At 71.7% G+C, this 26,042-nt stretch carries 22 protein-coding genes; 3 read left to right on the top strand and 19 right to left on the bottom strand.

Going from position 1 to position 26,042, the window contains the following annotated elements; all coding sequences use genetic code 11:
• Positions 1-133: 133 nt before the first annotated feature.
• On the bottom strand, positions 134-2,509 hold the full coding sequence (locus AQJ84_RS29965) for a polysaccharide lyase 8 family protein (RefSeq protein WP_374935400.1): 2,376 nt from the start codon (positions 2,507-2,509) through the stop codon (positions 134-136).
• Between the two features lie 128 nt (positions 2,510-2,637).
• Here AQJ84_RS29965 and AQJ84_RS29970 point away from each other — a divergent pair, with 128 nt between their 5' ends.
• On the top strand, positions 2,638-3,243 hold the full coding sequence (locus AQJ84_RS29970; RefSeq protein WP_030040470.1) for a YceI family protein: 606 nt from the start codon (positions 2,638-2,640) through the stop codon (positions 3,241-3,243).
• A 96-nt stretch (positions 3,244-3,339) separates the two neighbouring features.
• Here AQJ84_RS29970 and AQJ84_RS29975 read toward each other — a convergent pair whose 3' ends face one another.
• The 12 genes from AQJ84_RS29975 to AQJ84_RS30030 all read right to left on the bottom strand — a co-directional run bounded on the left by AQJ84_RS29975 (position 3,340) and on the right by AQJ84_RS30030 (position 13,635).
• The gene (locus AQJ84_RS29975; protein WP_030040471.1) at positions 3,340-3,906 is read right to left on the bottom strand and encodes a YdeI/OmpD-associated family protein; all 567 of its coding nucleotides are present in this window, start codon (positions 3,904-3,906) and stop codon (positions 3,340-3,342) included.
• A gap of 19 nt (positions 3,907-3,925) precedes the next feature.
• Positions 3,926-4,480, bottom strand: a complete 555-nt coding sequence (locus tag AQJ84_RS29980; protein ID WP_030040472.1) for a hypothetical protein — start codon at positions 4,478-4,480, stop codon at positions 3,926-3,928.
• 31 nt (positions 4,481-4,511) lie between these two features.
• The gene (locus AQJ84_RS29985) at positions 4,512-5,426 is read right to left on the bottom strand and encodes a phytanoyl-CoA dioxygenase family protein (RefSeq protein ID WP_030040473.1); all 915 of its coding nucleotides are present in this window, start codon (positions 5,424-5,426) and stop codon (positions 4,512-4,514) included.
• Between the two features lie 60 nt (positions 5,427-5,486).
• Positions 5,487-6,767 carry an MFS transporter gene (locus AQJ84_RS29990; protein ID WP_051869900.1) on the bottom strand — a complete coding sequence of 427 codons (1,281 nt, stop codon included), beginning with the start codon at positions 6,765-6,767 and terminating at the stop codon, positions 5,487-5,489.
• Between the two features lie 14 nt (positions 6,768-6,781).
• A complete protein-coding gene (locus tag AQJ84_RS29995; RefSeq protein WP_063753109.1) occupies positions 6,782-8,341 on the bottom strand; it encodes an amino acid adenylation domain-containing protein in 1,560 nt (519 codons plus the stop codon).
• Positions 8,341-8,583: a phosphopantetheine-binding protein gene (locus AQJ84_RS30000; RefSeq protein WP_030040476.1), complete on the bottom strand. Its 243-nt coding sequence runs from the start codon at positions 8,581-8,583 to the stop codon at positions 8,341-8,343. Before AQJ84_RS30000 ends, AQJ84_RS29995 begins: the two co-directional genes overlap by 1 nt.
• Positions 8,583-9,707 carry an acyl-CoA dehydrogenase family protein gene (locus AQJ84_RS30005; protein WP_051869904.1) on the bottom strand — a complete coding sequence of 375 codons (1,125 nt, stop codon included), beginning with the start codon at positions 9,705-9,707 and terminating at the stop codon, positions 8,583-8,585. The genes AQJ84_RS30000 and AQJ84_RS30005 overlap by 1 nt, the downstream gene beginning before the upstream one ends.
• A complete protein-coding gene (locus AQJ84_RS30010) occupies positions 9,704-10,153 on the bottom strand; it encodes a hypothetical protein (RefSeq protein ID WP_053191549.1) in 450 nt (149 codons plus the stop codon). The genes AQJ84_RS30005 and AQJ84_RS30010 overlap by 4 nt, the downstream gene beginning before the upstream one ends.
• Complete coding sequence (locus AQJ84_RS30015) at positions 10,146-10,424, bottom strand: MoaD/ThiS family protein (RefSeq protein WP_051869906.1); 279 nt, start codon at positions 10,422-10,424, stop codon at positions 10,146-10,148. Before AQJ84_RS30015 ends, AQJ84_RS30010 begins: the two co-directional genes overlap by 8 nt.
• Before the next feature lie 32 nt (positions 10,425-10,456).
• Positions 10,457-11,176 (bottom strand): hypothetical protein, encoded by a 720-nt coding sequence (locus AQJ84_RS30020; protein WP_128092267.1) that lies wholly within the window; start codon positions 11,174-11,176, stop codon positions 10,457-10,459.
• A 103-nt stretch (positions 11,177-11,279) separates the two neighbouring features.
• Positions 11,280-12,419: a YcaO-like family protein gene (locus tag AQJ84_RS30025; RefSeq protein ID WP_030040480.1), complete on the bottom strand. Its 1,140-nt coding sequence runs from the start codon at positions 12,417-12,419 to the stop codon at positions 11,280-11,282.
• Positions 12,412-13,635, bottom strand: coding sequence for a TfuA-like protein (locus tag AQJ84_RS30030; protein ID WP_053191553.1), 1,224 nt, complete (start codon positions 13,633-13,635; stop codon positions 12,412-12,414). The genes AQJ84_RS30025 and AQJ84_RS30030 overlap by 8 nt, the downstream gene beginning before the upstream one ends.
• A gap of 1,082 nt (positions 13,636-14,717) precedes the next feature.
• Here AQJ84_RS30030 and AQJ84_RS30035 point away from each other — a divergent pair.
• Entirely contained in the window at positions 14,718-15,695 is a 978-nt protein-coding gene (locus AQJ84_RS30035) for a hypothetical protein (RefSeq protein WP_128092268.1), read from the top strand.
• Between the two features lie 308 nt (positions 15,696-16,003).
• Complete coding sequence (locus AQJ84_RS30040; RefSeq protein ID WP_030040484.1) at positions 16,004-16,786, top strand: serine protease; 783 nt, start codon at positions 16,004-16,006, stop codon at positions 16,784-16,786.
• Between the two features lie 94 nt (positions 16,787-16,880).
• On the opposite strand, the gene AQJ84_RS30045 is transcribed toward AQJ84_RS30040, so the two are convergent.
• The 6 genes from AQJ84_RS30045 to AQJ84_RS30075 form a co-directional block, all read right to left on the bottom strand.
• On the bottom strand, positions 16,881-18,236 hold the full coding sequence (locus tag AQJ84_RS30045) for a hypothetical protein (protein WP_030040485.1): 1,356 nt from the start codon (positions 18,234-18,236) through the stop codon (positions 16,881-16,883).
• 107 nt (positions 18,237-18,343) lie between these two features.
• Entirely contained in the window at positions 18,344-18,676 is a 333-nt protein-coding gene (locus AQJ84_RS30050; RefSeq protein WP_053191555.1) for an antibiotic biosynthesis monooxygenase family protein, read from the bottom strand.
• Between the two features lie 197 nt (positions 18,677-18,873).
• A complete protein-coding gene (cimA, locus tag AQJ84_RS30055) occupies positions 18,874-20,478 on the bottom strand; it encodes a citramalate synthase (RefSeq protein ID WP_030040486.1) in 1,605 nt (534 codons plus the stop codon).
• 310 nt (positions 20,479-20,788) lie between these two features.
• Positions 20,789-22,054, bottom strand: coding sequence for a TolB-like translocation protein (locus tag AQJ84_RS30060; protein ID WP_107082722.1), 1,266 nt, complete (start codon positions 22,052-22,054; stop codon positions 20,789-20,791).
• Positions 22,055-22,247: 193 nt separating this feature from the next.
• Positions 22,248-24,329 (bottom strand): TolB-like translocation protein, encoded by a 2,082-nt coding sequence (locus tag AQJ84_RS30070; protein WP_037802898.1) that lies wholly within the window; start codon positions 24,327-24,329, stop codon positions 22,248-22,250.
• 443 nt (positions 24,330-24,772) lie between these two features.
• Positions 24,773-25,861, bottom strand: coding sequence for a branched-chain amino acid aminotransferase (locus AQJ84_RS30075; RefSeq protein WP_053191557.1), 1,089 nt, complete (start codon positions 25,859-25,861; stop codon positions 24,773-24,775).
• Between the last annotated feature and the right edge of the window lie 181 nt (positions 25,862-26,042).

The following is a 26,042-nucleotide window of genomic DNA, read 5'->3' on the forward strand; positions in this document are numbered from 1 at the left end:
CCACCGAGAAAAGCTCGCCGTCGACTCTTCACAGTCTCCGGACCGTTTTCCTGGTACCCCTGAACAGAACCTGGGCGGCATGCAGGCGTTCCGACTGCTCAGAGGGCGTCGCCGTTGTAGAGGTCGCACAAACTCATCCGGTGAGAGCCACCTCACATTCATGGGTGGCACATGCCCTCCCCGGAGTGACACGGAGGCGCAATCGGCGGTCTGCGGCGAGCACCTCGACCGAGTCGTCCGCGCGGATCACCTCGCCCACCGGCCGGTCCCAGGTGAGCTCGAGGGGCTCTCCGGTGCGGGGCGGTTCGCTCACGCAGAGGGTAGCGGTGCGGCCGCGGCGGCGGACCAGCACGCTCGCGCCGGCCGAGACGGTCAGTCCGCCGGCCGTGCCGCCCTGCCAGAAGTTGACGGCCGTGACGCCGAGGGAGGGGACGTGGACGGCCTGGCGCAGGCGGTCGTTGGCGGGGACCGCCAGCCAGTGGCGGTCGGCGGCTCGGGCGGCGACCGTGCGGCGGGAGGCTCCGGGCAGCAGGACGTAGGCGTGGGAGGCGTCCCTCGGGTCGGTGCCGTGGTCCAGCCAGAGCGTCTGCCAGCGGCGGGTACGGCGCTCGGTCGTGCTGCCGGTGTTGATGTCGGACCAGGCGCCGGTGCGGTCCTCGCGGAGCGTCCGCAGGCTGCCTCGCATGACCACCCAGCCTCCGTGGTCCTCCAGGTGAGCCCAGTCCCGGCCCCGTGTGAACTCCTGGGCGCCGCCCTCCCCCAGGTTGCGGTTGTCGACGACCGTCTCGACGGGGACGCCGTCGGCGCAGGTGATGCCGGCACCGAGGCAGACGACCGCGTCGTCGAGGCAGAACCACGACATGCGGGCCTCCAGGGTCGAGCCGAGCCCCTTCAGGTGCTGGCCGATGGCCGCGTACTCGCCGTCGGTCGTGCCGCCGACCCACCGCACCTCCGGTCTGGGCTCGCCCCACTCGCCGCCCGCCCGGTCCGGGAGGCGCCGGGTGGAGACGGTGGTGCCGGGGAGCCGGTACCAGTCGACGGTGGGCCAGTACCAGTCGGTGTACTGGTCCGCGCGCCCCGTCGGCCACCAGGAGAGCATGCCCGCCCCCGTGTGCCAGCCGCGCGGGTTCTCGCCGTTGCCGCACTCGTAGAAGGCGACGCGGTCGCTCGCCATGGCGATGCTCGCGGTGAAGGCCGGGCGGCGGTGGACGGCCCGGTCCATGGCCGCGAAGAGGTGGTGGCCGACGGGTTCGGGTGCGGGTGCCACCGGCGAGTCGGCGACGGCGTGCAGCCGGGCCAGGTCGGCCACGTCGAACTGCCGCGCCGTCAGGACGGGTGCCACGGTGTCCCGTTCGATCCAGCCCTTGACCCGTCCGTACCAGCGCTCGCGCTCTGCCGCGCTCGCGCCTTCGGCGAGCAGGGCGACGGCGGCGATGACGCCGTGCCCGTGGAAGTGGTCGCTGCGCAAAACCTGGCGGTCGTCGGCCTTGAGGTGACCGCGGCTGATGGCACGGCCGTTGACGCAGTCCATCACCAACCCGTCGTGGATCAGGGGTGCGTAGGCGCGCTCGACGCTGTCCAGGACGATCTGCCGGTTCGGGTCCGTCACCTCCCAGGCGGATCCGGCGAGCAGCGCGAAGAGGCGGCCGAGGCCGTCGAGCATGACCTGGCCGTACGTTCCCGAGTAGGCGACGCGGGTGTGCTGCACGAAGGAGCCGTCGGCATAGAGCCCGTCGCCTTCGGTGACGTACGGGAAGACCGGCGACAGCGCGTCGCGGGCGAGGGAGATCTTGGCGTCCGCGCGCCCCAGGACGCCGCGCAGGGCCACCGAGCGGCACAGGTCGACACGGTTGGCGCCGGTGGAGGTGCCGGAGTAGTCGGTGAGCATCGTGTCGGGGACGAAGTGGTCGACGGCGGCGCAGGCGGCGGCCCGTTGGGCGTCGGTGAGGTGGTCGTACAGGGCGGCCGTGAGGTCCATGAGCAGGCGGGGGCTGCCGACCTGCCATTCCCACCAGTTGCCGTAGCGGGTGGTGGAGGGGTTGTAGACGGTCGCGGAGAGGTGGTCGAGGCCTCGGATCACGTCCGCCAGGAGTGCGGGGTCGGCGGTGGAGCCGGTGCCCTGCCGGACGTACGCCTGGGTCATGGTCCACAGGCGGCCGTAGCTCTGGGTGATGCCGGCGGGCGGGTCGTAGGGGCGGTCCGGCCAGAGGGAGGCCGGGGCGGGGGCCATGGTGGCGCGGAAGCCGCGGGCCAGGTCGCCGGTTTCGGCGAGGCGGGCGGCGTAGGGCTCGGCGGTGGGGTCGTAGCCGGTGCCGAGGGCGATGTCGAGCCAGCGTCGGCGGAGGGCGGCGTAGGGGTCGTCGTCGCCCCGGGCGTCCTCGGCGCTGCCGCCGGACCGGCTCCCGGGGCCCGCCGCGGCGGCCGTCGCCATCAGGGCGGCCGTGAGCAGGAGGGCGCGGCGGGTGGTTCTCACGGAGGCGAGGGCTCGGCGCTGGTGCGTCATGCCCATGTCCTCTATCACCTCGGCTCGCTCACGCCAACACTCCGCCGACGGCATTGCAGGGGGCGCGGAATAGGTCTACGGTCTCCCTTGTTGGCAAAGTTGAACGTTCAACATTCTCTCTCAAGGAGCACACCATGAGCATCTTCGGCCGCAAGGACAGCACGGACACGACCGCCTCGGCGGCCGCCGTGAACCCCGACCTCGCCGCGCTGACCGGCGACTACTCGATCGACCCGGCCCACAGCACGCTCGGTTTCGTCGCCCGGCACGCCATGGTCACCAACGTCAAGGGCAGGTTCCTCGACTTCAGCGGCTCGCTGCACCTCGACGGCACCGACCCGTCCGCGTCCAGCGCGTCCATCGACGTCAAGATGGACAGCATCGACACGGGCTCCGCGGACCGCGACGGCCACCTCAAGAGCGCGGACTTCTTCAAGACGGACGAGTTCCCGGCGATGACCTTCCGCTCCACCTCGGCGGAGGCTCTCGGCGGCGACGACTACCGCATCACCGGCGACCTCTCCATCCTCGGCGTCACCAAGCCGCTCACCATCGACCTCGAGTTCAACGGCGCCGCGAAGGACCCCTTCGGCAACGAGCGCGTCGGTTTCGAGGGCAAGGCGGAGATCCTCCGCTCCGAGTGGGGCCTGACCTGGAACGCCGCGCTGGAGACCGGCGGCGTCCTCGTCTCCGACAAGATCAAGCTGAACTTCGACATCTCGGCGATCAAGAACCCGTGAGCCGGCCCGCGGCGACTCCGGTTCGCCGCGCGCCCCGTCGATCCCTGAGCGCACCCGCCCTCCACCCGCGTACCGGGAGGGCGGGCGCTCGGCGTGTCAACGCTGTGCCAGCCTGTCGACGGCCACCGCCACCTGGGCCGCGCGGCTCTCCGGGGTGCGGGCACGCAGCACGGGGAGCATGGCGAGGTACTGGTCCGTCCTGCCGAGGCCCTCGAAGGCGGCCCGGGCGCGAGGATCCCGCGCCAGTGCCGCGGCGAGGTCGTCGGGGACGGTGGCATCGCGCTGCGACTCGTACGCGGCGGACCACCTGCCGTCGGCCCTGGCCGCGTCCACCTCGGCGAGTCCGGCGGGACGCATGCGGCCGGCCGCCGTCAGTTCCTCCACGCGCCGGACGTTGACCATCGACCAGAGGCTGCCGGGGCGGCGCGGGGTGATCCGTTGCCGGTAGTGCGTGGCGTCGAGGCTCTTGCGCAGGCCGGTGATCCAGCCGTGGCACAGGGCTGCGTCGTTGACCTCGGCGGCGGTGACGGAGGGCAGCCCCGAGGACTTCTTGGCGATCTCGACCCAGAGGCCGGGGTGGGGGGCGGGGTGGGAGGTGAGCCAGCTGTCCAGGTCGGACACGGTCTCGAAGGGGCGGGACTCCGGCTCGTCGGAAGAGGGCATGAAGACACCCTAGGCAGGGTCACCCGCGCACCTCGGACAGCGCGCGAAAGCTGCGGACCCGGTCCGGCCGCGAGGTCGCGGCGACCGCGCGCAGGTGCCAACGGGCCGCGGGCAGACGGGAGTCGCGGTCCGGGGAGGTGTCGGGCACGGCGACGACGTCGTCCTGGTACACCTCCGTGAAGACGTATCCCGCCCCCGGGTCACCGAGCACCGGGCAGTACCGGACGGCGATCCGGAGGCACTCGGCGTGGAGGGCGGCGGAGGACACCACCGCCGATCCGTCCCTCGGCTCCTGGAGGGCCACCCAGGCCGTGACGTCCAGGTCGTCCCCGCACACCTGGCAGCCCCAGAGCCGACGGCACAGCTCCGCCTTCGCCCGCTCGATCTCGCGGAAGAGCGGTACCCCGTCGCCCATGGGGGTGACCCAGGGGTAGGGCAGTCCGCCCACCACGGGGCGTGGCAGGCCGGCCGGGTTCTGGAAGTCCTCGCCCTTGTAGCGCGGCGGATGGACGTAGACGACGTCCTTCATCCGCTGGCCGTCGTCCCGGTCCCGCAGGTAGACAACTCTCTGCATGTCCTCGTCCCTCCGTTCGGCGACCCCGCGGTCAGCGGGCGACGGTGCCTTCCCTCAGCCGCTCGATCATGCGCGCGGTCGTGGCGAGGGGAGCCTCGTCGGCCCGGGCGCCCGGCGGGGCGACGGCCGGCTGGTCGTTCCAGGTGTCGTGGCCGGCGAACGGGATGGTCTCGCCGGGCGAGTAGCGCGGCAGGCGACGGTAGGTGTTCACGCCGTCGACGGGTTCGCCGCGGACCAGGACGGGGTCCAGGTAGAGGCCCTGGCTCTCGATCCGGGTGGAGGTGGCGATGTAGCCGATGTCGAGGCCGCAGCGCCGCTTGGGCGAGGTGTTGGCCTCGGAGCAGTGCAGCAGGTGCGGGTGGTGGATGGAGACGTCACCGGGGTTGAGTTCGATGTCCACGACGCCCCGCTCCTCGGCCCACGCGCGCACCAGTCCCCCGTCGGCCTCCGAGAAGAGCATGTTGGGCCGGTCCGTGCGCGGGTTCGGCGGGTACAGCGGCAGCTTGTGGCTGCCGGGGATCATGCGCAGGCAGCCGTTCTCGGTGGTGCTCTCGTCGACGGCCAGCCACACCGTCAGCGCGTTCATCGGCGCCAGCTTCCAGTACGCGCCGTCCTGGTGCCACAGCACGGGCTGGCCGTCGTAGGGCGGCTTGCAGATGTAGTGCGCAGTGAAGCAGGCGAGGTCCGGGCCGAGGAAGTACGCGCCGATGTCCACGAGCCGCGGGTCCGATATGAGCCGTACCCAGAAGGCGTCGTTGCGGATGAGGGGGTGGTGGAGGTGCTCCGGCCGCAGCTGCGGGTACCTGGCGGTGAGCCACTCGACGTGGGCGCGCGCCTCTGCGAGCAGGTCCTCGGTGATGACGTCGCGGATGATGGCGAAGCCGTGTTCCTCGTAGTCGGCCGCGGCCTGTTCCAGTGCGGTGATGCGCGTCTTGGGTGCGGACATGTTCGTCTCCAGGTGGACGGGCGATGGTTCGGCGGGTGACGTGGTTTCAGGCCCCGGGGGTCAGACCTCCCACTCGGCGGGGAGCCGCCGGTAGCCGCGCAGCGGGGAGAGCAGCAGCAGGACGAGCGGAACGCCCATGGCCAGCGCTCCCGCCCACAGGGCCGTACCGGTGGACCAGCGGTCGGCGACCACACCGCCGACGAGTGCGCCCAGGGGTGTGGCGCCCTGGACGACGACGCTGTAGGCGGCGGTGACCCTCCCCATGTACTCGTTCGGGGTCACCCGGGCGCGAAGTCCCGCCGTGGACACCGACCGGCCGACGATGGCGAAGCCGATGAGGATCTCCGCCAGGGCGACGAGCGGCACCGCGGCGCCCCGGAAGTCTCCGGCCAGGGGCGCCGCCAGTACGGCGAACGGGGCCAGCGCGGAGAAGACGAGGGTCATCCGTATCTCCCCGTACCGGCGCCGCAGCCTGGGGGCGAGCAGGGAGGCCGTGAGTCCGGCGAGGGCGCCGAGGGTGGAGAGCAGACCGAACATCCAGGGGGCGATGCCGATCTCCTTGAGGAGGAAGACCGGCAGCATCGCCAGGATGATGCCCGCGCCGATGTTGTTCAGGGCAGCCTGGTTGAGCAGCAGCCTCAGCAGTGGCTGGCGGAACAGGATGCCGATGCCGTCGGTGATCTCGCGGCGGAACTTCCGTTCGGGCACGGCCTTGCCCCGGGCCACGTCGCCGTCCGGGTGGATGCGGCGCAGCAGCAGGACCGACGTGAGATGGCAGAGGGTGGCGAAGCAGTAGAGGACGGGTGCCGCGACCCCCTGGGTCAGGACGCCGGCGACGCCGGGGGAGATCGCCTGGATGGTGGTCTCGGACGTCTGGAGCCGGGCGTTGCCGTCCGCCACGCGCCGTCGGGGCAGCAGGTACGGCAGCACACTGCTGTGGGCGACGTCGAAGAAGACGCCGGCCAGGCTCACCAGCAGGGCCACCACGACCAGTTGGGCCACGGTGAGGACGCCCAGGACGTAGGCGACGGGGATGCTGCCGAAGGCGACCGCGTAGACGACGTCCGCGCAGACGAGCACGGGTTTCTTGCGCCAGCGGTCGATCCAGACACCGGCCGGCAGACCCACGGTCAGGAACCCGGCGCGGCTGCAGACGAAGATCAGGCTCATCACCAGGGGCGGTGCGTGCAGCAGCAGGAGAGCGGTCACGGGCAGGGCGAACCCGGCGACCTCCGAGGCCGCGTATCGGAACCCGTTGGCGGCCCACAGCCGCCGGAAGTCGGGGACCTTGAGGACCTCGGTGGTGTCGTCGTCGACGGCGTGGACGGAGGGGAGCGTCACGGTGGTGCCTTCCGTCAGCGGATGAGCGTCAGGCCGGGGGTCTCGGCGAGCGACGGCCGGGCTGCCAGTTCCGCCAGGGCCTTCCGGTCGACCTTGCCGTTCGCGTTGCGGGGCAGCCCGTCCGCGACCAGCACGAGATGCCGCGGGATCATGTAGTGCGGCAGCCGGGTGCGCAGCAGCTCGGGCAGCGGCCTGACGTCGTCCGGGCGGTCCGCGGTCACGAAGGCCGTGATCAGGTTGGAGAAGACCGGGTCCGGAGTCGCCACGGCTACGCACTCGTGGACGGCGTCGAGGGCGCGCAGGTGCCGTTCGATCTCGCCGAGTTCGACCCGGAAGCCGCGCGACTTGATCTGGGCGTCCTCGCGGCCGACGAACTCCAGGTCGCCGGCCGGGTTCTCTCGGACCAGGTCGCCGCTGGCGTACCACGACCGGCCGTCGGGGGTGCGGACGAAGGCGCGGGCCGTCTGCTCGGGGTCGAGGTAGCCCTCCATCAGCATGGTGCCCCGCACCAGGAGCCGGCCGGTGCGGCCGGGTTCCACCTGCTCCAGCCGCTCGTCCACGACGGTGATCTCGGCGCCGGGCAGCACGCGGCCGATGGGGATGACGGCGTCCGCGGGCTGCGGGCCGCGGATCTCGTGGAACGTGCAGACGTTGCTCTCGGTCGGCCCGTACACGTTGAGCAGGCGTACTGCGGGCAGGGCCGCGAAGAGGGTGTTCACGTCGCCCGGTTGCAGCACCTCGCCGCCGACGACGGCCGCGCGCAGTGACCGCAGTCCCGGGAGCAGGTCCCTGCCCCGGCGGGTGAGCCAGACCAGGGTCGAGGTCACGGCGTACCAGACGGTGCCGCCGACCTGGCGGCAGAAGTCGACGTAGGCGGCGGGGAAGGGCGCCGCCGACGCGGGCATCAGGGCGACGGCGGCGCCCACCCGGGCGGCGCCGAAGAGGTGCAGGATCGTGGGGTCGAAGTGCAGCGGAGCGGAGTTGACGATGACGTCGTGTTCCGTGAGGCCGAGCTCCCCGACCGACCAGTCGACGAAGGCCGAGGCGCTGGCGTGGGTGTGCACCACGCCCTTGGGCAGGCCGGTGCTGCCGGAGGTGTGGAGGACGTACGCGAGGTTGGCCAGCCGGTCGCGGGGCGCGGCGTCGGGGATCGCGCACCACAGCGGGCCGGCCTCCTCGTAGCCCGTGGGCAGGGGCTGCCACCGAAGGTCCGGGGCGACGGTGCGCCACTGCTCGCGGGCGGTGGTGTCGGCCACTAGGGCCCGTGGGCGGCAGCGGCCGACGATGAGCTCGGCGCGGGCGGGGGGCCCGTCCGGGTCGACCGGCACATAGCCGGCACCGGACCGCAGGATCCCGTGGACGGCCGCCACCGCGAGGGACGACTTCGCCCCGTGCCAGACGACCGCGTCCCCGGACTGGACGCCGAGGCCGCGCAGTGCGTCGCAGACGTGCTGGGCGATGCGGTCCAGTTCGGCGTACGTGAGCGTGACGACCGCGTCGATGACGGCGGGGCGGTCGCCGTGGCGGGCGGCGGTGGACCTCAGGTCGTCCGCGAGGGAGTGTCCGGCGGCCATCAGCACCCCTTGGTCCGCAGGAACGCGCGGATGGCGAGCGGGCTCTCGAAGTGGGCCGGGAGGATCTCCGAGTCCCGGATGGTGACCGACAGCTCCTTCTCCAGCAGCGAGACCAGGCTGAGCAGGGAGAGGGAGTCGACGATCCGGTGGGCGATCAGTGGGGTGTCGTCGACGATCTCGGCGCCCGGCGCCACCTCCCGGACCGCGGCGACCACGGCCCTGAGCACCACGTCTTCTGCCATCACAAACCCAGCCCTTCAGCGATGATCTTCATCTGCATGTCGGAGGTGCCGGAGTAGTACCGGCTGGCCACCGCGTCGGCCAGCAGCTGGGTCGCGCCCGTCTCGGGCAGCAGCGCGTAGCCGCCGTACAGGTCCGGCAGTTCCTGGCAGAACCGGTTGAACTCCGTGCTGACGTGCAGTTTCGTCAGGGACGACCGGCCGTGGTCGAGGGAGCCCCGGTCGGCCGCCCGCGCGGTGGCGTACAGCAGTTCCCGGGCGCTGGTCAGGCTCAGGTGCATCCGCACCAGGCGCCGGCGGATCGTGTCGTACGAGCTGAGCGGCTGCCCGAACTGGCTGCGTGCCCGGGTGTGGTCGAGCGCCCGGCGCAGCGCCCTGGCCATCAGCCCCAGCGTGGGCGCCAGGATGAAGGCCCGCTCGTGGCGCATCGCGTGCATGAGGACGGCGAATCCGCCGCCGGTGCCGCCGAGCCGGTCCGCGTCGTCCACCACGCAGTCGTCCAGGAGCAGTGAGCCGAGCTGGGCGCCCGCCAGGCCGGACTTCTCGATCGTCCTGCCGATCCGCAGTCCCGGGGTGCCCCGCGGGACCAGGAAGGCGGTGAGGCCGGACAGCGCGCTGCCCTCGGCGGTGCGGGCGAGGACCAGGAAGACATCGGCCGACGGTCCGTTGGTGACGAAGGTCTTGGAGCCGTCCAGACGCCACCGGCCTTCGCCGTCCCGCTCGGCGCGGGTCCGCAGGGACAGCAGGTCCGAGCCCGAGTCGTACTCGGTCGCGGCGAACGCGCCGACGGCCGTCCCCGAGGTGAGCCGCGTGAGGTACCCGGAGTGCTGGGCCTGGCTGCCGAACTCGAGGATCGGTTCCTGGCACGCCCACATCTGGGCGGCCATGGAGAAGGGCAGCCCGCTCAGCCCGCTCTCCTCGGCGAATGCCTCCAGGGCCAGACAGGCCGCCTCGTAGCCGGCACCGGCGCCGCCCGCGGTCTCGGGAACCGCCAGGGACAACAGTCCCTGGGCGGCCGCCTCGCGCCAGGCGGTCGACTCGCCCGGGCCCTTGCCCGCCCAGGACCGCAGCCCGGCCAGCCAGTGCGCGAACTCCGCGCCGTGCGCCGTGGTCTGCTGGACCGTCATGTCCGTGCGCCCCCGTCCGGGACGGGCCGCTTGAAGGCCCGATGTGACTCGGTGAGGCCGAACTCGGCGAAGCCGGCCGGCTGTTGGTCCAGTGGGGCGAGTGCCAGCAGCTCCGTCTCGGTGCCGACGGCACGGCTCGCGGCCAGCCAGTCCAGGATGTCCTCGGCGACTCCGGCGCCCCGCAGGCTCGGCCGGAGCTTGATCTCGTGGAGCATCAGCCGGCGCCGGCCCCCGGGCCGCAGCCGGCCGAGGGCGGTGACCGCGAAGGCGGCGACGACCTGGCCGTCCCGCTCGGCGACGTAGTGCGTGGTGCCGGGTGCGGTACGCCGGTCCGCCAGCCGGTCGGTGAACTCCTGCACGTCGCCGAATCCGTAGAGCTCCTGGACGGCCGCGGCGTCGTCGACCGCGGCCGCGCGGATCGTCCGGTGGGTTCGCGGGCTAGCCACCGGCCACCGCCGACATGATCATCACGGTGCTGCGGGGTGCCACCGCGACGTCCGGCGAGCCCAGGTCGCGGATGTTGTCCTCGCCGACGTAGACGCTGACGAAGGGAAGCAGCGCCCCGGAGCTGTCCGCCACGCGTGTACGCAGCGCCGGATGGCGCTCGTACACCTCGTCGATGACCTCCTGGAAGGTGCCGGCGGGCACGCGGAACCTGGTCTCGCCGTCCGCGAACCGGGCGAGCGGCGTCGAGAGGATGACCTCTACGTCGGACACTGCGTACTCCTCACGCTGATGCGGTGCGGTCGTCATTCGGAGGTGCTCGCCACCGTGGCGGAACGCCGGTCCCGGTGGGTCTCCCAGTGGCGGATCGCCTGCCGGAGCCGGGAGTCGTAGTCGGCGTCCTTGATGAAGCCGTGGCCCCGGCCGTCCCGGAGCATGGCGGCCCGGGCACTGTCGTGGCCCTTGAGGCTCCGCATGATCGGGCGCAGGTGCTCCAGCGCGAAGTAGGAGTCCTTCTCCGACACCAGCGCGTGCAGACAGCGGCCGCTGCCGGGTGCCGCCCAGTCCCGGATGATGTCGGTCATGGTCTCGGGTGCGGCCATGCCGGGCAGCCCGGCGAACGGAGCGGCCTCGCGTTCCCACTGCGGCAGGACGGTGGGGTCGTTGTGCGGCGAGACGACGAACGCGAGGTCGTCACCACCGGCCCGCACGCAGTGCTTGAGCGCGGCGTACCCGCCGGACGACAGTCCGTGCCAGACGGTGCCGCCGAGCCCGTGACGTTCCAGCAGGGCGGCGCGCAGCTCGTACATCCTCGGTGCGAACTCCTCCTCGCCGAGCAGGAACCAGCCGCAGCACGAGGTGGGGGTGAAGCGGTGGATGGGGTCGGAGAAGGACACGCACACGGACCCGGCCGCCTGTTCCCACTGCTTGCGCGCGAACACCGGCGGCACGTGTTTCTCGATCCGGCTGAAACCGTGGAAGAGGATGTGCAGATAGGGGCTGGTGACGGCCTCGGGCTCGGTCACCTCGTACTCGAGGACATAGCCTCGCGAGTGTCGGAAACTGCCCCGTCGGATCTTCACTGGCGAACCTCGCATCACTGGTCGGGCGTGGCAAGGGCGGTGGCGTTCAGGGGGAGAGCGTGCGTCCCTCCGCGTAGCGGAGTCCCGGGCAGACCACCCGCACGACGCTGAACGGCTCGGACGGCCCGGACAGCCGGACCACGAGGGGGACGTGGCCGGTGACGTCCGTCAGCCTCCGTACGACCGCGGCCAGTTCCTGTTCCATGTCCTCGTGGTCGCCGCCGTGGCCCCGCAGGGCGTCGGCGATGTCCAGCCCGTCCGCGTGCGGGTGGAAGCCGGGATCCGTACTGGCGTCCCGGGCGGTGTCCTGGTCCGACGGGATGTCGTCCCGGGTCGCGCTGATCTCGGTCAGCCGGCTCTGCACGGCTTCGGTCAGCGCACGGGACACCGCGACGTCCGGGTCCGTGTGGGTGCCGGAACCGGCGCACACGATGGGAAAGAGCGGGGACCACACGAACGCGGCGAACGTCGGTATCCGGAACCGGTTCGGGATACACGTGATCTCGAACCGGACGCCCGCGTCGGTGAGTTGGCGGGCCAGGGCGCGCAGGTGCCCGTCCCGGAGCGACGCCGGGTTCACCCTGAGGCGCCCCGGGCCGGTGCGGGACGGGTGGGCCGCCAGCACGTCGCGTTCGACCGCCTCGTAGATCCCGTGCAGACACGCCTCGGCGAACGTGTTGCCGGATGCCAGCCCGGTGCTGCTGGTCTGGAAGAGGCGTGGGCGCCAGAAGTGTTCCCCGCTGTAGGAGAGCCGGACGAGGTCGAGCGGAACCGGCACGGGCCGGTCGTCGGCGAGTGACCGTGCCGCGACCCAGGGCAGCTCGAGCTCCTTGACCCAGTCCTGCGTCGTACGGAGGTTCAGATCGGTCAGGGCGTACGGCAGGTCGAGGTCGCCGGCCGGGGCGACGAAGACCTCGGCGGACGGCCGTTCGGCGTGCCACAGCTCGACGGACTCCATGACCGCGGAGAGCTTCGCGAGGATCGGCGAGGCGCCCTTGCCCTGGGACACGGCGAGGGTCTCCGAGTCGGGCCGTACGGCGAGGAACACCGGGATGCCGATGTTGTCCAGTCGGGTGACGTCGGCGACCCGGGTGATGCCGTAGCGGCGCAGCCGGGGCTCCAGCCGCGCCCAGGTGATCTCCGGGGGCACCGCGCGGTGGGTGCCCGGCAGCCGGACCTTAGACATGGCCGCGCCCCTCGCTCGTGTGCGCCTCCTTCAGGGCCGACAGGTATCCGATGGCGAAGGGGCGCAGGGCCCGGGCTGCCTGGCGCGGCGAGGGGAACCCTCGCCTGCCGCACTCCGCGGACAGGTCCTCGCCGGCTCCGACGCCCCAGGTCCGCGTGAGCAGGCGGGTACAGACCGCCTCTCCGATCTGACCGAGGCTGCGCTCCGGGTGGGCGTCCAGGTGCTGCCGGGTCCGTGCGAGCCACTCGGCGACCCGGTCGCGGTCCTGTGCGGACTCGCGCCGCAGCAGGAGCCCGGCCTGGTGCGGATCGGCCAGGTCGGGGAGCGGACACAGCACGGCGGTGACCCGGCTCCGCAGCACGGGGTCGTCGAGCCAGCGGGCGGCGGCGGGGCCGAGTTGCCGCCGTACGTGTCCGCGGAACCCGGCCGCGGCTGCCGGGAGGGCCGGGTCGGGCGAGCCGTTCAGGTAGTCCCACCACACGTCGGGGAACCGGGCGTCGAAGATCTGCTGGTAGGCCAGCCGGTGGTGCAGGTCGCCGGCCGCGCTCGCGAACCTGTTGCGCCAGCGGCGGTGGTACTCGGTGTGCCAGTCCCGCTCGCCGGGAGACGGCGGGGAGTGCGTGGCGGGCGCGGCGGGCGCGGCGGGCGCGGCGGTGCCTGGTCGCCCGGCCCGTGCCCCGTCGCCGTGTCGCTTCTCCCGGGCCTCGTCGTCGAGTCGTCCGGCGAGGGCGAGGCTTTCGAGGGCGTCCTTCCGCTTCTGGTCGAAGGCACCGGGGTCGGCGGCGACGCGCTCGCCGTACCAGTCGGCGAAGCCGGGCTCGCCGCACTCCGCGGCGATGGCGCGTACCCGTTGTGAGGTGCGCAGCGGGTAGTACTCGCGCTCCAGCCGGGTCATCAGGGACCGGCTCGCCTCGCGCCGCAGGACGCCCGCGTCGCACGCGGCCAGGACGGCCCCGTACACGTTGACGAGAGGGACGTTGATCCCGGCCGGTGGACCGGTCTCGCTGTGCGCGACGCTCACCGCGTCGTCCCCGTCGAAGACGCCCGTGCGGTACCAGTGGTAGACGCGGCCGACGCCGATCATGCCGAACCGGTCGAGTTCGGCGGCGCGCAGGGCGCCGATGCTGGCCGCCCCGAGGACCGTGATCCCCCGCTCCAGCGCGTCGAGGATCTCCTTGTGCCGCAAGGCCAGACGGTGGTGGTAGATCCCGTCCACGATGACGGCGACATCCCCCGCGCGGAGCGCGCCCGTGAAGAGGTCACCGTGCCGGACAGGGCTGTGCAGGACGAATTCCGGGTGTTTCTTTCTTACGAGAGGTTCAGGGCACGACGGCCCGACATACACATGAACCGCCATGCCCTTCCCCCTTTTTCAACGGCGTGCCGGTCGAACCGATTCAGCCGGTCCGAACAACACGAACCGGTTGATGCGACATCGTCAGTCGCGGACTTCGCTGTCGGTGATGATCAGCGGGCTGTCGGCGAACAGACCCTCGAAGTCCTCACCGGTGAGCTCCTCGACGTCACTGGCCGTCTCGACAATGACCTCAGCCATGGATTTCTCCCAATCGCTATCGGTGGGAAGTGCCAGCACCTCTTGGCGCCGACTGCACGCTACAACGACGCCCGCTCACCTCGGGGAGGGGTATTAACCAACGTTGAAAGTCCTTTGCCTGGGAAGAGGATATCGACCAGCTCCCCTTGGGCCGGAATTTGCCATTCCGCGGTCAACCAAGAGCGTCGACCTTTCGGAAGTTTCTGTGAAAGCCCAGGTCAGAGCCACATTTGGCGGGCTTGGTCGACTGTTCCGGCACACGGGCCGAAGACGGTTCATTGCGTTTACCGAGGCGCTCTTGACGCCTCGCAAAGCCGGAGTGCAGGATCCCGAAGAGGGCATCGGAGTCATGGCACGTAATCCACGGGGGACTCGGAATGACTTTCCAGACCACACCCATGACCCTGGTCGTGGCCGGTCTTCTCTTTCACCAGGTCAACAGACACTGGGAGTACGGTTTCTCGGGCATCGGGCACCATTTCGCCCCGGTATTCGGTATACGACTGCCGCGCCCGGCGGTGATTTTCGGCCAAGTGGCCGCTCTCCCACTGGCCCTCCTGACGTCCGTCACCGTCCCTTCTCTCGCCGGACGCGCCGCAGCCGTCGCCCTCGCGTTTTACTGGATGCTTTCGACGCACCGGCGCCTTTCGGACCATTCCTGGCTCGGCGCGGTGGCCGCGGCGGTCATGGCGTTCACTCCGGTGGGCCTACACCCTTTTGTCGCACGGGATTTCCTCGCGGGCGTGTATCTGACCGCGGCGGTGCTGAAGGTGAACGACGAGTACCTGTTCACCGAACGGAGCGCGGGCCGGGTCGTCACCGCGCACTACTTCCGCCTGCTCAAGGTGCCGGTCCACCCCGGGCTGCTGCGGGCCGTCCCGCCGTTGGTGATCGTCTCCGAGTTCGCCGCCGGCGTGCTGCTCCTGGTGCCCGGCGGGGAGCGCGGGAGCCTGTGGCTCGCGATCCTGATGCATCTGGCCTTCGGTGTCTCGGGGAACTTCCCCTTCTCCGTCGTCGCCATGACGCTCTGGGTCACGGCGTTCTCCCCCGTCGGCCGGATCGACGTTTCCGGCAGCCCTTCGGCCATCTGGTCCGCGGCCCTGCTCGCCGGCCTGCTCGCCCTGGCCGCGGGGCGGACCGCCACCGGCCGCCGGTCCCTCAGCTGGCTGGTCAAGGACGCCTACCAGGGCGCGGTCTACGGCGGCCTGTGCGCGGTCGCCGTGCTGTCCCGCGGCCACGGCCCGGCCCCTGCCGACGGACAGGTGACGCTCGTCCACGGCATGGTCGCCCTCGCGTTCACCGTGAACTTCCTCCTGGTCGTGACCGGGGTGAAGCTGGAGTGGGCCTTCGCCATGTTCACCAGCCTCCGGCCCTTCGGCCGCTCCTGGCTGGAACGCCACCGGCTGCGGGACTGGCCGCGCTACTACGCGCTGGCCCTGCCCGCGCGGATCCCGACGTCACTGCTGCGCGAGATCGATCCCGGGTTCGTCTATCTGGCGACCCGGGCGGAGAACGTCGTCCACGAGGGCGTGGTCTACCACCTGGAGGCCGCGGCGAGGAAACACGGCGTCTCCTTCACCCCGAGGGCGATGACGGTCGACCCCCTCCTGCGTGAACTCGTCCCGGCGCCCACGGAACCGCCGGCTCCCGCGCCCCGGCGCCGCCTCCTGTCCTACCCGGCCATCGCACCCAAGAGCCTGGACCGGCACTACCTCGTGTGAGACCGGCGCGAGCCGAGGCACTCCGGCGGCTCGGGCTGCATCCGAGTCGGCCGTCATCTGTCGTCGACGGGCCCTCGCCGCCCGGGTGGTGGCACGCGGCCGCCGAGCGCGCCGCGCGTGGCTGAATCGCACCCCTTGTGCGGGCGGTCACAGCGTTCTCATAATCCAGCAACAGATTGACCTGCCCATGCCAGCGAGTACGCGCTTCTTTGTTCGCATAATTGGCATGCGCACGTCAATTTTCCATCTCGCGTTACGTCCGCACGTGTTGCACGACCCCAGGTCCACCCCCCACGGAAGGCATCACGGTGAAGAGACTCCTCACGGCACTCAAGAGATGCGCGGCCGTCGGCGCCGCCGCCCTCGCGATCGCCAGCCTTCAGCCCGTCTCGGCGGCCAACGCCGCCCCCGCGCCCGTAGTGGGCGGAACCCGCGCCGCGCAGGGCGAGTTCCCGTTCATGGTCCGGCTCTCCATGGGCTGCGGCGGCGCGCTCTACACCCAGCAGATCGTGCTCACGGCCGCGCACTGTGTGGGCTCGACCGGCCGCAACACCAGCATCACGGCCACCGCGGGCGTCGCGGACCTGCAGTCCACCAGCGGACGCGTCCAGGTCCGGTCGACCTACGTCTACCGGGCGCCCGGCTACAACGGTGACGGCAAGGACTGGGCGCTCATCAAGCTCGCCTCGCCCATCAACCTGCCGACGCTGAAGATCGCCACGACCACGCAGTACAACACCGGCACCTTCACCGTCGCCGGATGGGGCGCGGCCACCGAGGGCGGTTCCCAGCAGCGCTACCTGCTCAAGGCCAACGTGCCGTTCGTCAGCGACGCCACCTGCCGTTCCTACAGCGGCTACAGCGGTCTGATCCCCGGCGAGGAGATCTGCGCGGGCTACACCGCCGGCGGCGTCGACACCTGCCAGGGCGACTCCGGTGGCCCGATGTTCCGCCGCGACAGCGCCAACGCCTGGATCCAGGTCGGCATCGTCAGCTGGGGCATAGGCTGCGCCCGGCCCAACGCGCCCGGCGTCTACACCGAGGTCTCCACCTTCGCCTCCGCGATCGCCTCGGCCGCGTCGTCGCTCTGACGCCCGGCTCGCCCCACACCCACGTCCGCGGGTCCGGTGCTCCTTGCGCCGGGCCCGTGTCGGCGTTCTCGCCCCCTCGGCCCTGGCCCGTCCCTCAGAATCCCCCGCCGAAGTCCCCGCCGCCCCCGAAGTCCCCTCCTCCGCCGAAACCGCCGCTGAAGTCGCCGGAGTCGAAGTTCGCGCCGGAGACGTCGCCGCCTTCGTAGCCGCCGAAGTCGCCGTAGCCGGAGCCGTAGTCGGAGGCGTAGGCCGGGGTGGCCATCATGCCGCCGAGCATCGTGCCGATGAGGAGGCCGGGCAGGATGCCGCCGCCGAAGTAGCCGCCCGCCCAGGGACCGTAGGCCGGGCCCGCCTCCCAGTAGGGGCGACGGCCCTGTTCGGTGTCGACCTCGCGGATCACCGGGTCGCGGCCGTCGGCGAGGCGGGTCCGGTCGGCCGCGCAGACCGGGACCTCACGCGGGGCTGAGCCCACCGGCGTCCAGGTGGCGTCGGCGACGGACGGGCCGTGGCGCGGGTCGAAGAAGCAGGGCGAGCGACGGTCGGGCAGCGGCGCTCCCTCACGGCGGGCGGCGAGCCTGGCGAGCGAGAAGCGGCCGTCCTCGATGGCCTGGGTGACGGCCCGGACGTCCTCCGGTCTCGCCGCCTGGGCCATGTACGTCTTCCCCTTGTCGTAGGCGTCCAGCGCCTGCTCGTAGTCCGCCCGCATGGCGTCGTCCGCGCCGGGCTCCCCGGGATGGAAGTCGAGACGGTCCAGTTCCTCGCCGAACGCGGTGATGTCCTCGTCGACCACGACCCGCAGCTTCTCCAGCGCGGCCCGCTGCTCCTCCTCGTGCCGGCGCCGGTTGCGCCGCACCAGCGCGTACGCGCCCCCACCGCCGGCCACCAGGACCGCGCCGACGGTGATCAGGGCCGTGGTGGAGACCCCGCCGCCGCTGTCGGCGGAGTCCCAGGACGCGGGCGCCGAGCCGCCCATGCCGGGGAGGGCCTGGTCGGTGAAGTCGCCGAGCTGGGTCTTGGCGTCGCGCTCGCCCTCGACACTGCCGACCAGGTTGCGCACGGCGGCGTTCGAGAGGACGGAGGAGTCGGCACCGGCGTCGAAACGGTCGCCTACCCGGACCGCGTACAGGCCGGTCACGCCGGTGGCGGTGCGCAGGTTCCGCAGCAGGTTGTCGGTGGGCTGGTCGGCGGGCAGGACCGCCACGAACAGGGGCTTGTCCGCGTCCTCGATCTGCTTCGCCAGCGCGTCGGCGTCCGCGGAGGACAACTGCGCCGACGCGGCCGGATCGACGTAGACGGGGCTTTCGCGCAGGGCTTCGGCGACCGCCGTCAGACTCGTGGCCGCGGAGGCGCGCGGGGCGCCCGCCGTCAGGACCGCCATCGCGGTCAGGACGGCGAGCGTCAGCGCGACCAGCAGTCCGGTCGCGCCTCGGGTCGGTGTCGCGGCCTTCATACCTCGAAAGTACCCGAAAACGCAGCTATCGGACATGCGTGCGCATGCGGACTTCAGGCCGCGCGACAGGCCCGCGAGGGATCCCCCACAGGATTCCCCACCGCCCCTCAGTCGCGGCTGAAGGCGTAGGCCCGCTCCACCCGCGCGACTTCCACGCTGTAGGAGGAGTACCAGCGTTCACGTCCGAGCCGCTGGGCTTCGAGATGTTCGGGGTGGGCCTTCCACGCCGCTATCGACGCCTCGTCCGCGTAGTAGATGACGGTGAGGTCCCGGCCGTTCTCGTCCGTCAGCGACTCGCGGCCGAGGTAGCCGGGCTGCGCCTCACCGAGCGCGGCCATGCGCTCGCTCATCGCCGCGTAGCCTTCGAGATCCGCGGCCGGCCGCGCGGTGATGATCACTGCGTAGTACGGCGGCGCGGGGCGGGCGAACGAGGTGGTCATGCGAGAGGCCCTCCGTCTGTAAGGAGCAAATGACGCAAGGCTACTGACATGATTCTCGGGTGGCCACCGCTTTGTACGACGAGGCTCCGGCGCGGCCGGTGGCGGCGGCGAAGACGATCGCGGCGAACACCGCACGGCCGTCACAGCTCCGCCGGCCACCACCCTTGTGCGTCCGTCTGCGCCGTCAGGACATCGTCCTACTCCGCCGGCGCCACCCCGGCCCGGAGCAGCCCGTAGGTGTACGCGTCCTCCAGCGCCTGCCAGGACGCCGCGATCACGTTCTCGGCGACGCCCACCGTCGACCACTCCCCCGCCCCGTCGGACGTGGAGATCAGGACGCGGGTCGTGGACTGCGTGCCGTGGACGCCTTCGAGGATGCGGACCTTGTAGTCGACGAGCTCGAGCTTTGCGAGCTGGGGGTAGATGCGCTCCAGGGCGACGCGCAGGGTGCGGTCGAGGGCGTTGACCGGGCCGTTGCCCTCGGCGGTGGCGACGATGCGCTCGCTCTTGGCCCAGAGCTTGACGGTGGCCTCGTTGGCGTGGGTGCCGTCCGGGCGGTCCTCGACGATCGCACGCCAGGACTCGACCTCGAAGTACTTGAGGGGCTTGCCCTCCACCTCGGCGCGCAGCAGGAGTTCGAAGGAGGCGTCGGCGGCTTCGTAGGTGTAGCCCTTGAGTTCACGCTCCTTGACCCGCTCGACCACCCGGCCGACCAGCTCGCGGTCGCCGCCCAGGTCGATGCCGAGTTCCTTGCCCTTGAGCTCGATCGACGCGCGGCCCGCCATGTCGGAGACCAGCATCCGCATGGTGTTGCCGACCTGCTCGGGGTCGATGTGCTGGTACAGGTCGGGGTCGACCTTGATGGCGGACGCGTGCAGGCCCGCCTTGTGGGCGAAGGCGGAGACACCGACGTACGGCTGGTGCGTGGACGGGGTGAGGTTCACGACCTCGGCGATCGCGTGCGAGATGCGGGTCATCTCGCGCAGCTTGCCGTCGGGCAGCACCTTCTTGCCGTACTTCAGCTCCAGGGCCGCCACCACCGGGAACAGGTTGGCGTTGCCGACCCGCTCGCCGTAGCCGTTGGCCGTGCACTGGACGTGGGTCGCGCCCGCGTCCACCGCGGCCAGGGTGTTGGCGACCGCGCAGCCGGTGTCGTCCTGGGCGTGGATGCCGAGGCGGGCACCGGTGTCGGCGAGGACCGTGGAGACGACCGCCTGGATCTGGGCCGGGAGCATGCCGCCGTTGGTGTCGCAGAGGATGACCACGTCGGCGCCGGCCTCGGACGCGGCCCGTACGACCGCCTTCGCGTACTCGGCGTTCTGACGGTAGCCGTCGAAGAAGTGCTCGCAGTCGACGAAGACTCGGCGGCCCTGCGCCTTGAGGTGGGAGACCGTGTCGCGGACCATCTCCAGGTTCTCGTCCAGCGTGGTGCGCAGGGCGAGCTCCACGTGCCGGTCGTGCGACTTGGCCACCAGGGTGATCACGTCGGCGCCCGCGTCCAGGAGTGCCTTGACCTGGGGGTCCTCGGCGGCCTTGGCGCCGGCCCGGCGGGTGGCGCCGAAGGCGACCAGCTTGGCGTGCTTGAAGTCGATCTCCTGTCGGGCGCGGGCGAAGAACTCGGTGTCGCGCGGGTTGGCGCCGGGCCAGCCGCCCTCGATGAAGCCCACGCCGAAGTCGTCCAGGTGCCGTGCGATGGCCAGCTTGTCCGCGACGGTGAGGTTGATCCCCTCCCGCTGCGCGCCGTCGCGCAGGGTGGTGTCGAAGACGTGGAACGAATCGTCGAGCTCGCTGGTTGCGGTCATGGTCTCAAGGCTCCTGAGGATTGGATCTCGGTCTTTACCGGAATGACCGGCTCCACCGTCCCCACATAGTCCCTCGCGCTCTCGCCTCCGGCTGCGGGTGGGCCAGAAAAGCGAAAAACCTCTCGCGGGTGCGAGAGGTCTGCGCGCGGGTCGAGGACGACGGTGTCCGCCCGTACCTGGTCGTACGTGGCGGTCACTGCGGACCGGCGCGCCTGCTGCCAATAATCGTGGCGAACGAGAGCACGGAGGCAGTCTGGCACAGACCGTCCCCGTGCTCACCGTCCGTCTCAGGATGCGAGCACTCGGTTGATCACCGCAGGTGCCGGACGAAGACGTGCGTGGTGTCGTGGGAGTCACCGGGCACGAGGTCCGCGGCGCTGCTGCTGAAGGCGACCTGGCGGCCGTGCCGGTCGATGACCGGGAAGGACACCCCGTAGGAGCCGCTCGGGCCGCCCTGCACCGAGGGGCTGGCGAGCACGGTGTGTCCGGTGCGCAGATCGCGCACGTACGCCTGACGCGCGTGGTTCGGGTCGGCGGGGTCGGACGAACCGAACACGAGGTAGCGGCTGTCGGCGCTGAGCCGGGGATAGGCGGTGGAGGCGGCCGGGTCGGCGGCGTCGATCCGGCGCACCTGACCCGTCCTCAGGTCGCGGACGAAGGCGTTGTGCCCGTTGTTGGTGTCGCCCGGGGTCAGCTGCGAGTCCAGCGAGTTGAAGACCGCGTACCGGCCGTCGGCGCTGACCTGCGGAAACTCCGTCTGCCCGTCTGAGGTCGTGCCCTGCGGTGCCTGGTCGGCCTGGAACAGCTCGCCGCTCGGCACGTCACGCACGTACGCGTCGCTCCAGTCACCCCGGGCGGGGTGCGGGACGAGGAACTGGTAGCCGACCCGGCTGCCGTCCGCGCTGATGGACGGGCGGGCGGCGGCGGACTTCCAGGCGTTCTCGCCGGGCACCTGGCTGATCCGGACGGCGTCGCCGGTCACGCGGTCGACGCGGTAGACCCGGTTCGAGCCGTCCCCCGCCGGCGCGTCTCCCGTGCGCAGGGCGACGAGGGCGACATAGCGGCCGTCGGCGCTGAGGGCGGGGCTGCTCGCGGCGCCGTAGCCCGTGGCGAGGGCGTCGTCGATCCGCTGGAGGGCGCCGGTCTTGAGGTCCTTGACGAAGACGTGGTTGTCGGCGGTGTCGTAGGTGGGGTTGGAGGTGAACGCCAGATGGCGGCCGTCGGCGCTCAGGGAGACGTCCAGGACGTGACCGCCCCCCGAACCGCCGTCCTCCCCGGTGCTCGCCAGGCGGGTGGTGCCGGTCCTCAGGTCCCGCACGAAGGCGTCGGCGGTGCCGTCGGAGTCGCCCGCGACGAGGTTGTCGGCGTCGGAGACGAAGGCCAGGTAGTGGCCGTTCGCGCTCAGACTCTGTCCGCTGGAGGCGCCGTTGCCGTCCGTGCCGTCCGGGGCCACGCTCGCCTTCTCCGTGTGCGGGGCGCCGGGTGCCGCGCCCGCCGTGGATCCGGTGAGCGCCAGGGCCGCGGTGGCCGCGACGACGGTGGCCGCCAAGGCGGCGCGGTGCTTCTTCGTGCGCATGGTTGTTCCCCCGTTGTGCCTGTGCATGGTCAATCCCCCGTGGTCGTTCGCTGTGATCTGGTCGTCGGGCGTGATCCGGTTGATCGTCGTGATCCGGTCGTTCGCTGTGGTCCGGTTGATCGTCGTGAACCGATCGTTCGCTGTGGTCCGGCTGATCGTCGTGAACCGGTCGTTCGGCGTGACCGCCGTACGGTCATTGCACTGTCCGCAGGAAGACGTCCGCCACCCCGTTGGTGTCCCCCTCCACCAGATCGGGTGACGCCGACTCGAACGCGACGACCGTGCCGTCGGCGTTGACGGAGGGGTGCCGGGCCGGGAGGTCGTTACGGCCGCCCCAGCGGTCGACGCTGATCAACTGCCGCTTCCCGGTGGCGAGTTCCGTCAGGTGGACGGCGCCGCGTGCGGTGTACGCGACGAACGCGCCGTTCCCGGCGAGCGAGGGCTGCGCGCCCCTGATCCGGGTCGTGGTCCCGGTGTCGAGGTCGCGGACGTGGACCTCGCCGCCCCGCTGGAAGGCGACCCGGCGGCCGTCCGCGCTGATGGACGGCGCCGAGGAGCGGTCGCCGGCCTTCTCCAGATCGCCGGTGTCCAGGTCACGGACGTAGACGTCGCCGCCCTGCTCGAAGGCGACGTACCGGCCGTCGTGGTTGATCGACGGGTTGCCCGCCGCCCTGCCCGAGGGCTCGCTGACCACGTCCGTGGTGCCGCCGTTGAACTTGAAGCGGTAGACGCGGGGCTGGGGCGAGGGGTCCGCGTCGGTCGCGGGCAGGGTGGCGGCGTAGGTGATCCACTGGCAGCTGGGGTCCACGCCGGGCTGTCCCGTCCAGGTGAAACGGACGCCCTGGTAGGAGCCCAGGGTGGTCAGCTTGCCGACCGAGCGGTTGCGGATGTGGATCTCCGGGCCGCCGTCGGTGCCGGAAGGGGCCACGTAGCCGACCATGCGCCCGCTGGAACAGGGTGTGCCCTCGTGCGAGGGACCCTGGGCGGTGGAGTCGACCTGGGCGATGCCGCCGGCCGCGTGGACGAACACGTCCGTGTCCTGGGGGTCGACGCTCCCCCGTGAGGTGAAGGCGACGACCTTGTCCTCACCCATCACCGGTTCGTACGACGCCCCGGGCCGCTGCTGCCCGGTCGCCGTGAGGCTGACCCGCTCGGTGACGGACGGCATCGGGGCCGGGTGTGCCCGCAGCCCGCCCGAGAAGACGAACACGTCCGCCTCCCCGTTGGTGTCACCCGGCACCAGGTGGGACGCCCTCGAACCGAACGCGACCGCCCGCCCCTTGGCGGCGAGCGCGTCCGGCATGATCTGGGCGTCCGACGGCAGGACGGCCCCGCGCGCCCCCGTCCGCAGGTCGCGCACCCGCCTGCCGTCCTCGCCCGCGACGACGGCGTACCGGCCGTCCGCCGTGACCGCGGAGACGCTCCCCTCGGCCACGGGCCGTCTGTCGCCCGTGCGGAGGTCGTAGGCGTACAGCCGGCCCTCGGCCTCGAAGAGGACGCGGTGGCCGTCCTCGGTGATGCGGACCAGTGAGCCCTGGCCTAGGCCCGCGTCGGCCTGGGTCCGCTCGCCCGTCGCCCGGTCCTTGACGAAGACGTCGTTCGGGTCGTCCTCGGATCCCGCGACCTGGTAGGCGACCCGCCGGCCGTCGCCGCTCACCGAGGCCCCGCGCTTCGCACCCTCCTCGGCCGGCGAGACGAGCTCGTCGGTGCCGGTGGCCGTGTCGCGGACGTACAACAGCCGGGTGCCCTGCGGGCCGTTGCGGTTGCCGACGGTGTACACGACGTGGGTGCCGTCCGGGCTGATCGCCTGCATGCCGCCCAACTCCGCGGAGCCGGGCGGGTCTTGCGGCCACAGCCGCTCGGAGCGGCCCGTGACCCGGTCGTGGACGTAGGGAGCCGCGAACCGGGTGCCCGCGGAGAACCCGACGAACCGCCCGTCCGCGCTCATCGTGGGCGAGCCGTACGTGTAGCCGGGGCCGAGGTCTATCGCGGTGAGCCCGCCCGTGGCCAGGTCCTTCACCCGCAGGCACGTGAACTGCGCGCAGCCCAGGCTCGCCGCCCTCGACGTGAACGCGACGGACCGGCCGTCGGCGCTGATCGCGGCACCGTCGGACGGCCCGTCGGCCTGGTTGCCGTCGGCGGCGGTGCTGACCCGTTCGACGCGCGGCGTGTGCGGTGCGTGAGCGTGCGGTGCGTGCGGTGCCGCTGCGGCACTCGGAACGGCGGCTCCGGCGAGCGCGAGCAACAGCACCGCACCTAACGAGCCTCTGGACACACGTACGACGTTGGACATGTTCCCCCCAGTGATCCCCGTGGACGCTTCGCCCCCGGCCCCGCGCCAAGGGCTCCGTCCGAGGCAAACGCACCATCGGCCACCGGGTCAATCGGCCTTATTGCGTACAACCCGGGCGGAAGGTCAGGCGTCCGCGAGGAGGCTCTCGCCCAGGAACTCCCGTACGTGGCCGAGATTCATCCCCCGGTCGGGGCCGACGGCCGGAACTCGGCGCGCGAACCCCCTCCGCGATCAGCGCCACCGGATCCCGGTCCGGTGCGGGTCGCGGTGGGCGTCGGGGACGTACAGGTCAGGGGACGTACAGGCCGAGGTTCACGTGAGGCGTTCGCGGGCCGGGCCCGCACGGGCGAGCGGCCGGCCGCGCTCGGCGTCCAGCCGGCCCTCGCCTCACTCCTGGGTCTGCGCCACGAGGTGCGTGGGCGGCCTCAGCCCAGCCGGTGCATCCAGCCGTGCTTGTCCGGCGTCGTCCCCCGCTGGACGTCCAGCAGCGCCTGGCGCAGCTTCAGGGTGACCTCGCCGGGCTCGCCGCCGGACTGCCGCCACTCGGCGGTGGCGCGCTTGACCGTGCCGACGGGGGTGATGACGGCGGCGGTGCCGCAGGCGAAGACCTCGGTGAGGCTGCCGTTCTCGGCGTCACGCTGCCACTGGTCGATGGAGACGCGGCCCTCCTCGGACTCGTAGCCGAGGTCGCGGGCGACGGTGAGGAGGCTGTCGCGGGTGACGCCCTCCAGGATGGAACCGGTCAGCGAGGGCGTGACGATCCTGTCCCCGTACACGAAGTACAGGTTCATGCCGCCGAGTTCCTCGATCCACTTGTGCTCGACCGCGTCGAGGTAGCAGACCTGGTCGCAGCCCTTGGCCGCCGCCTCCGCCTGGGCGAGCAGCGAGGCCGCGTAGTTGCCGCCCGTCTTGGCGTCGCCCATGCCGCCGGGGACGGCGCGGACGCGGTCCTCGGAGAGCCAGATGGAGACGGGCTTGACGCCGCCGGGGAAGTAGGCGCCGGCCGGGGAGGCGATGACCAGGAAGAGGTACTCGTTGGCCGGCTTCACGCCCAGGCCGACCTCGGTCGCGATCATGAAGGGGCGCAGGTAGAGGGACTCCTCGCCGCCGTGTGCCGGCACCCAGGCCTGGTCCTGGCGGACGAGGGCGTCGCACGCCTCGATGAACGTCTCGACCGGCAGTTCCGGCATGCCGAGGCGGCGCGCGGAGGCCTGGAAGCGGGCCGCGTTCTTCTCGGGGCGGAAGCTGGCGACGGAGCCGTCGGGCTGGCGGTAGGCCTTGAGGCCCTCGAAGATCTCCTGCGCGTAGTGCAGGACCATGGTCGCCGGGTCGATGGAGAGCGGCGCGTACGGGACGAGCTGGCCGTCGTGCCAGCCGCGTCCCTCGGTCCACTTGATGACCACCATGTGGTCGGTGAAGTGGCGGCCGAATCCGGGGTCGGCCAGGATCGCCTCGCGCTCCGCGTCGGAAAGTGGCGAGGCCGAGGGCTTGAGCTCGATCGTGGGCGTCGTCATGAGTGTGATGTCCTTCGCTTCCTGGCGAACGTCTGGGCTACCCCGCGTCCTTCTGCCGGGGGTCCGGGGATTGCCCCCGGGAGATGCAGCACCGGTCGGATGGTGACGGGCCGCGCTCACGCCCGTACTGCCAGTGGCCAGTGCTAGGACGTCCGAGCATTCCCTCATTCCGCGGCTCCGC

Source organism: Streptomyces resistomycificus (assembly GCF_001514265.1).
GTDB classification, from domain to species: Bacteria; Actinomycetota; Actinomycetes; order Streptomycetales; family Streptomycetaceae; genus Streptomyces; species Streptomyces resistomycificus.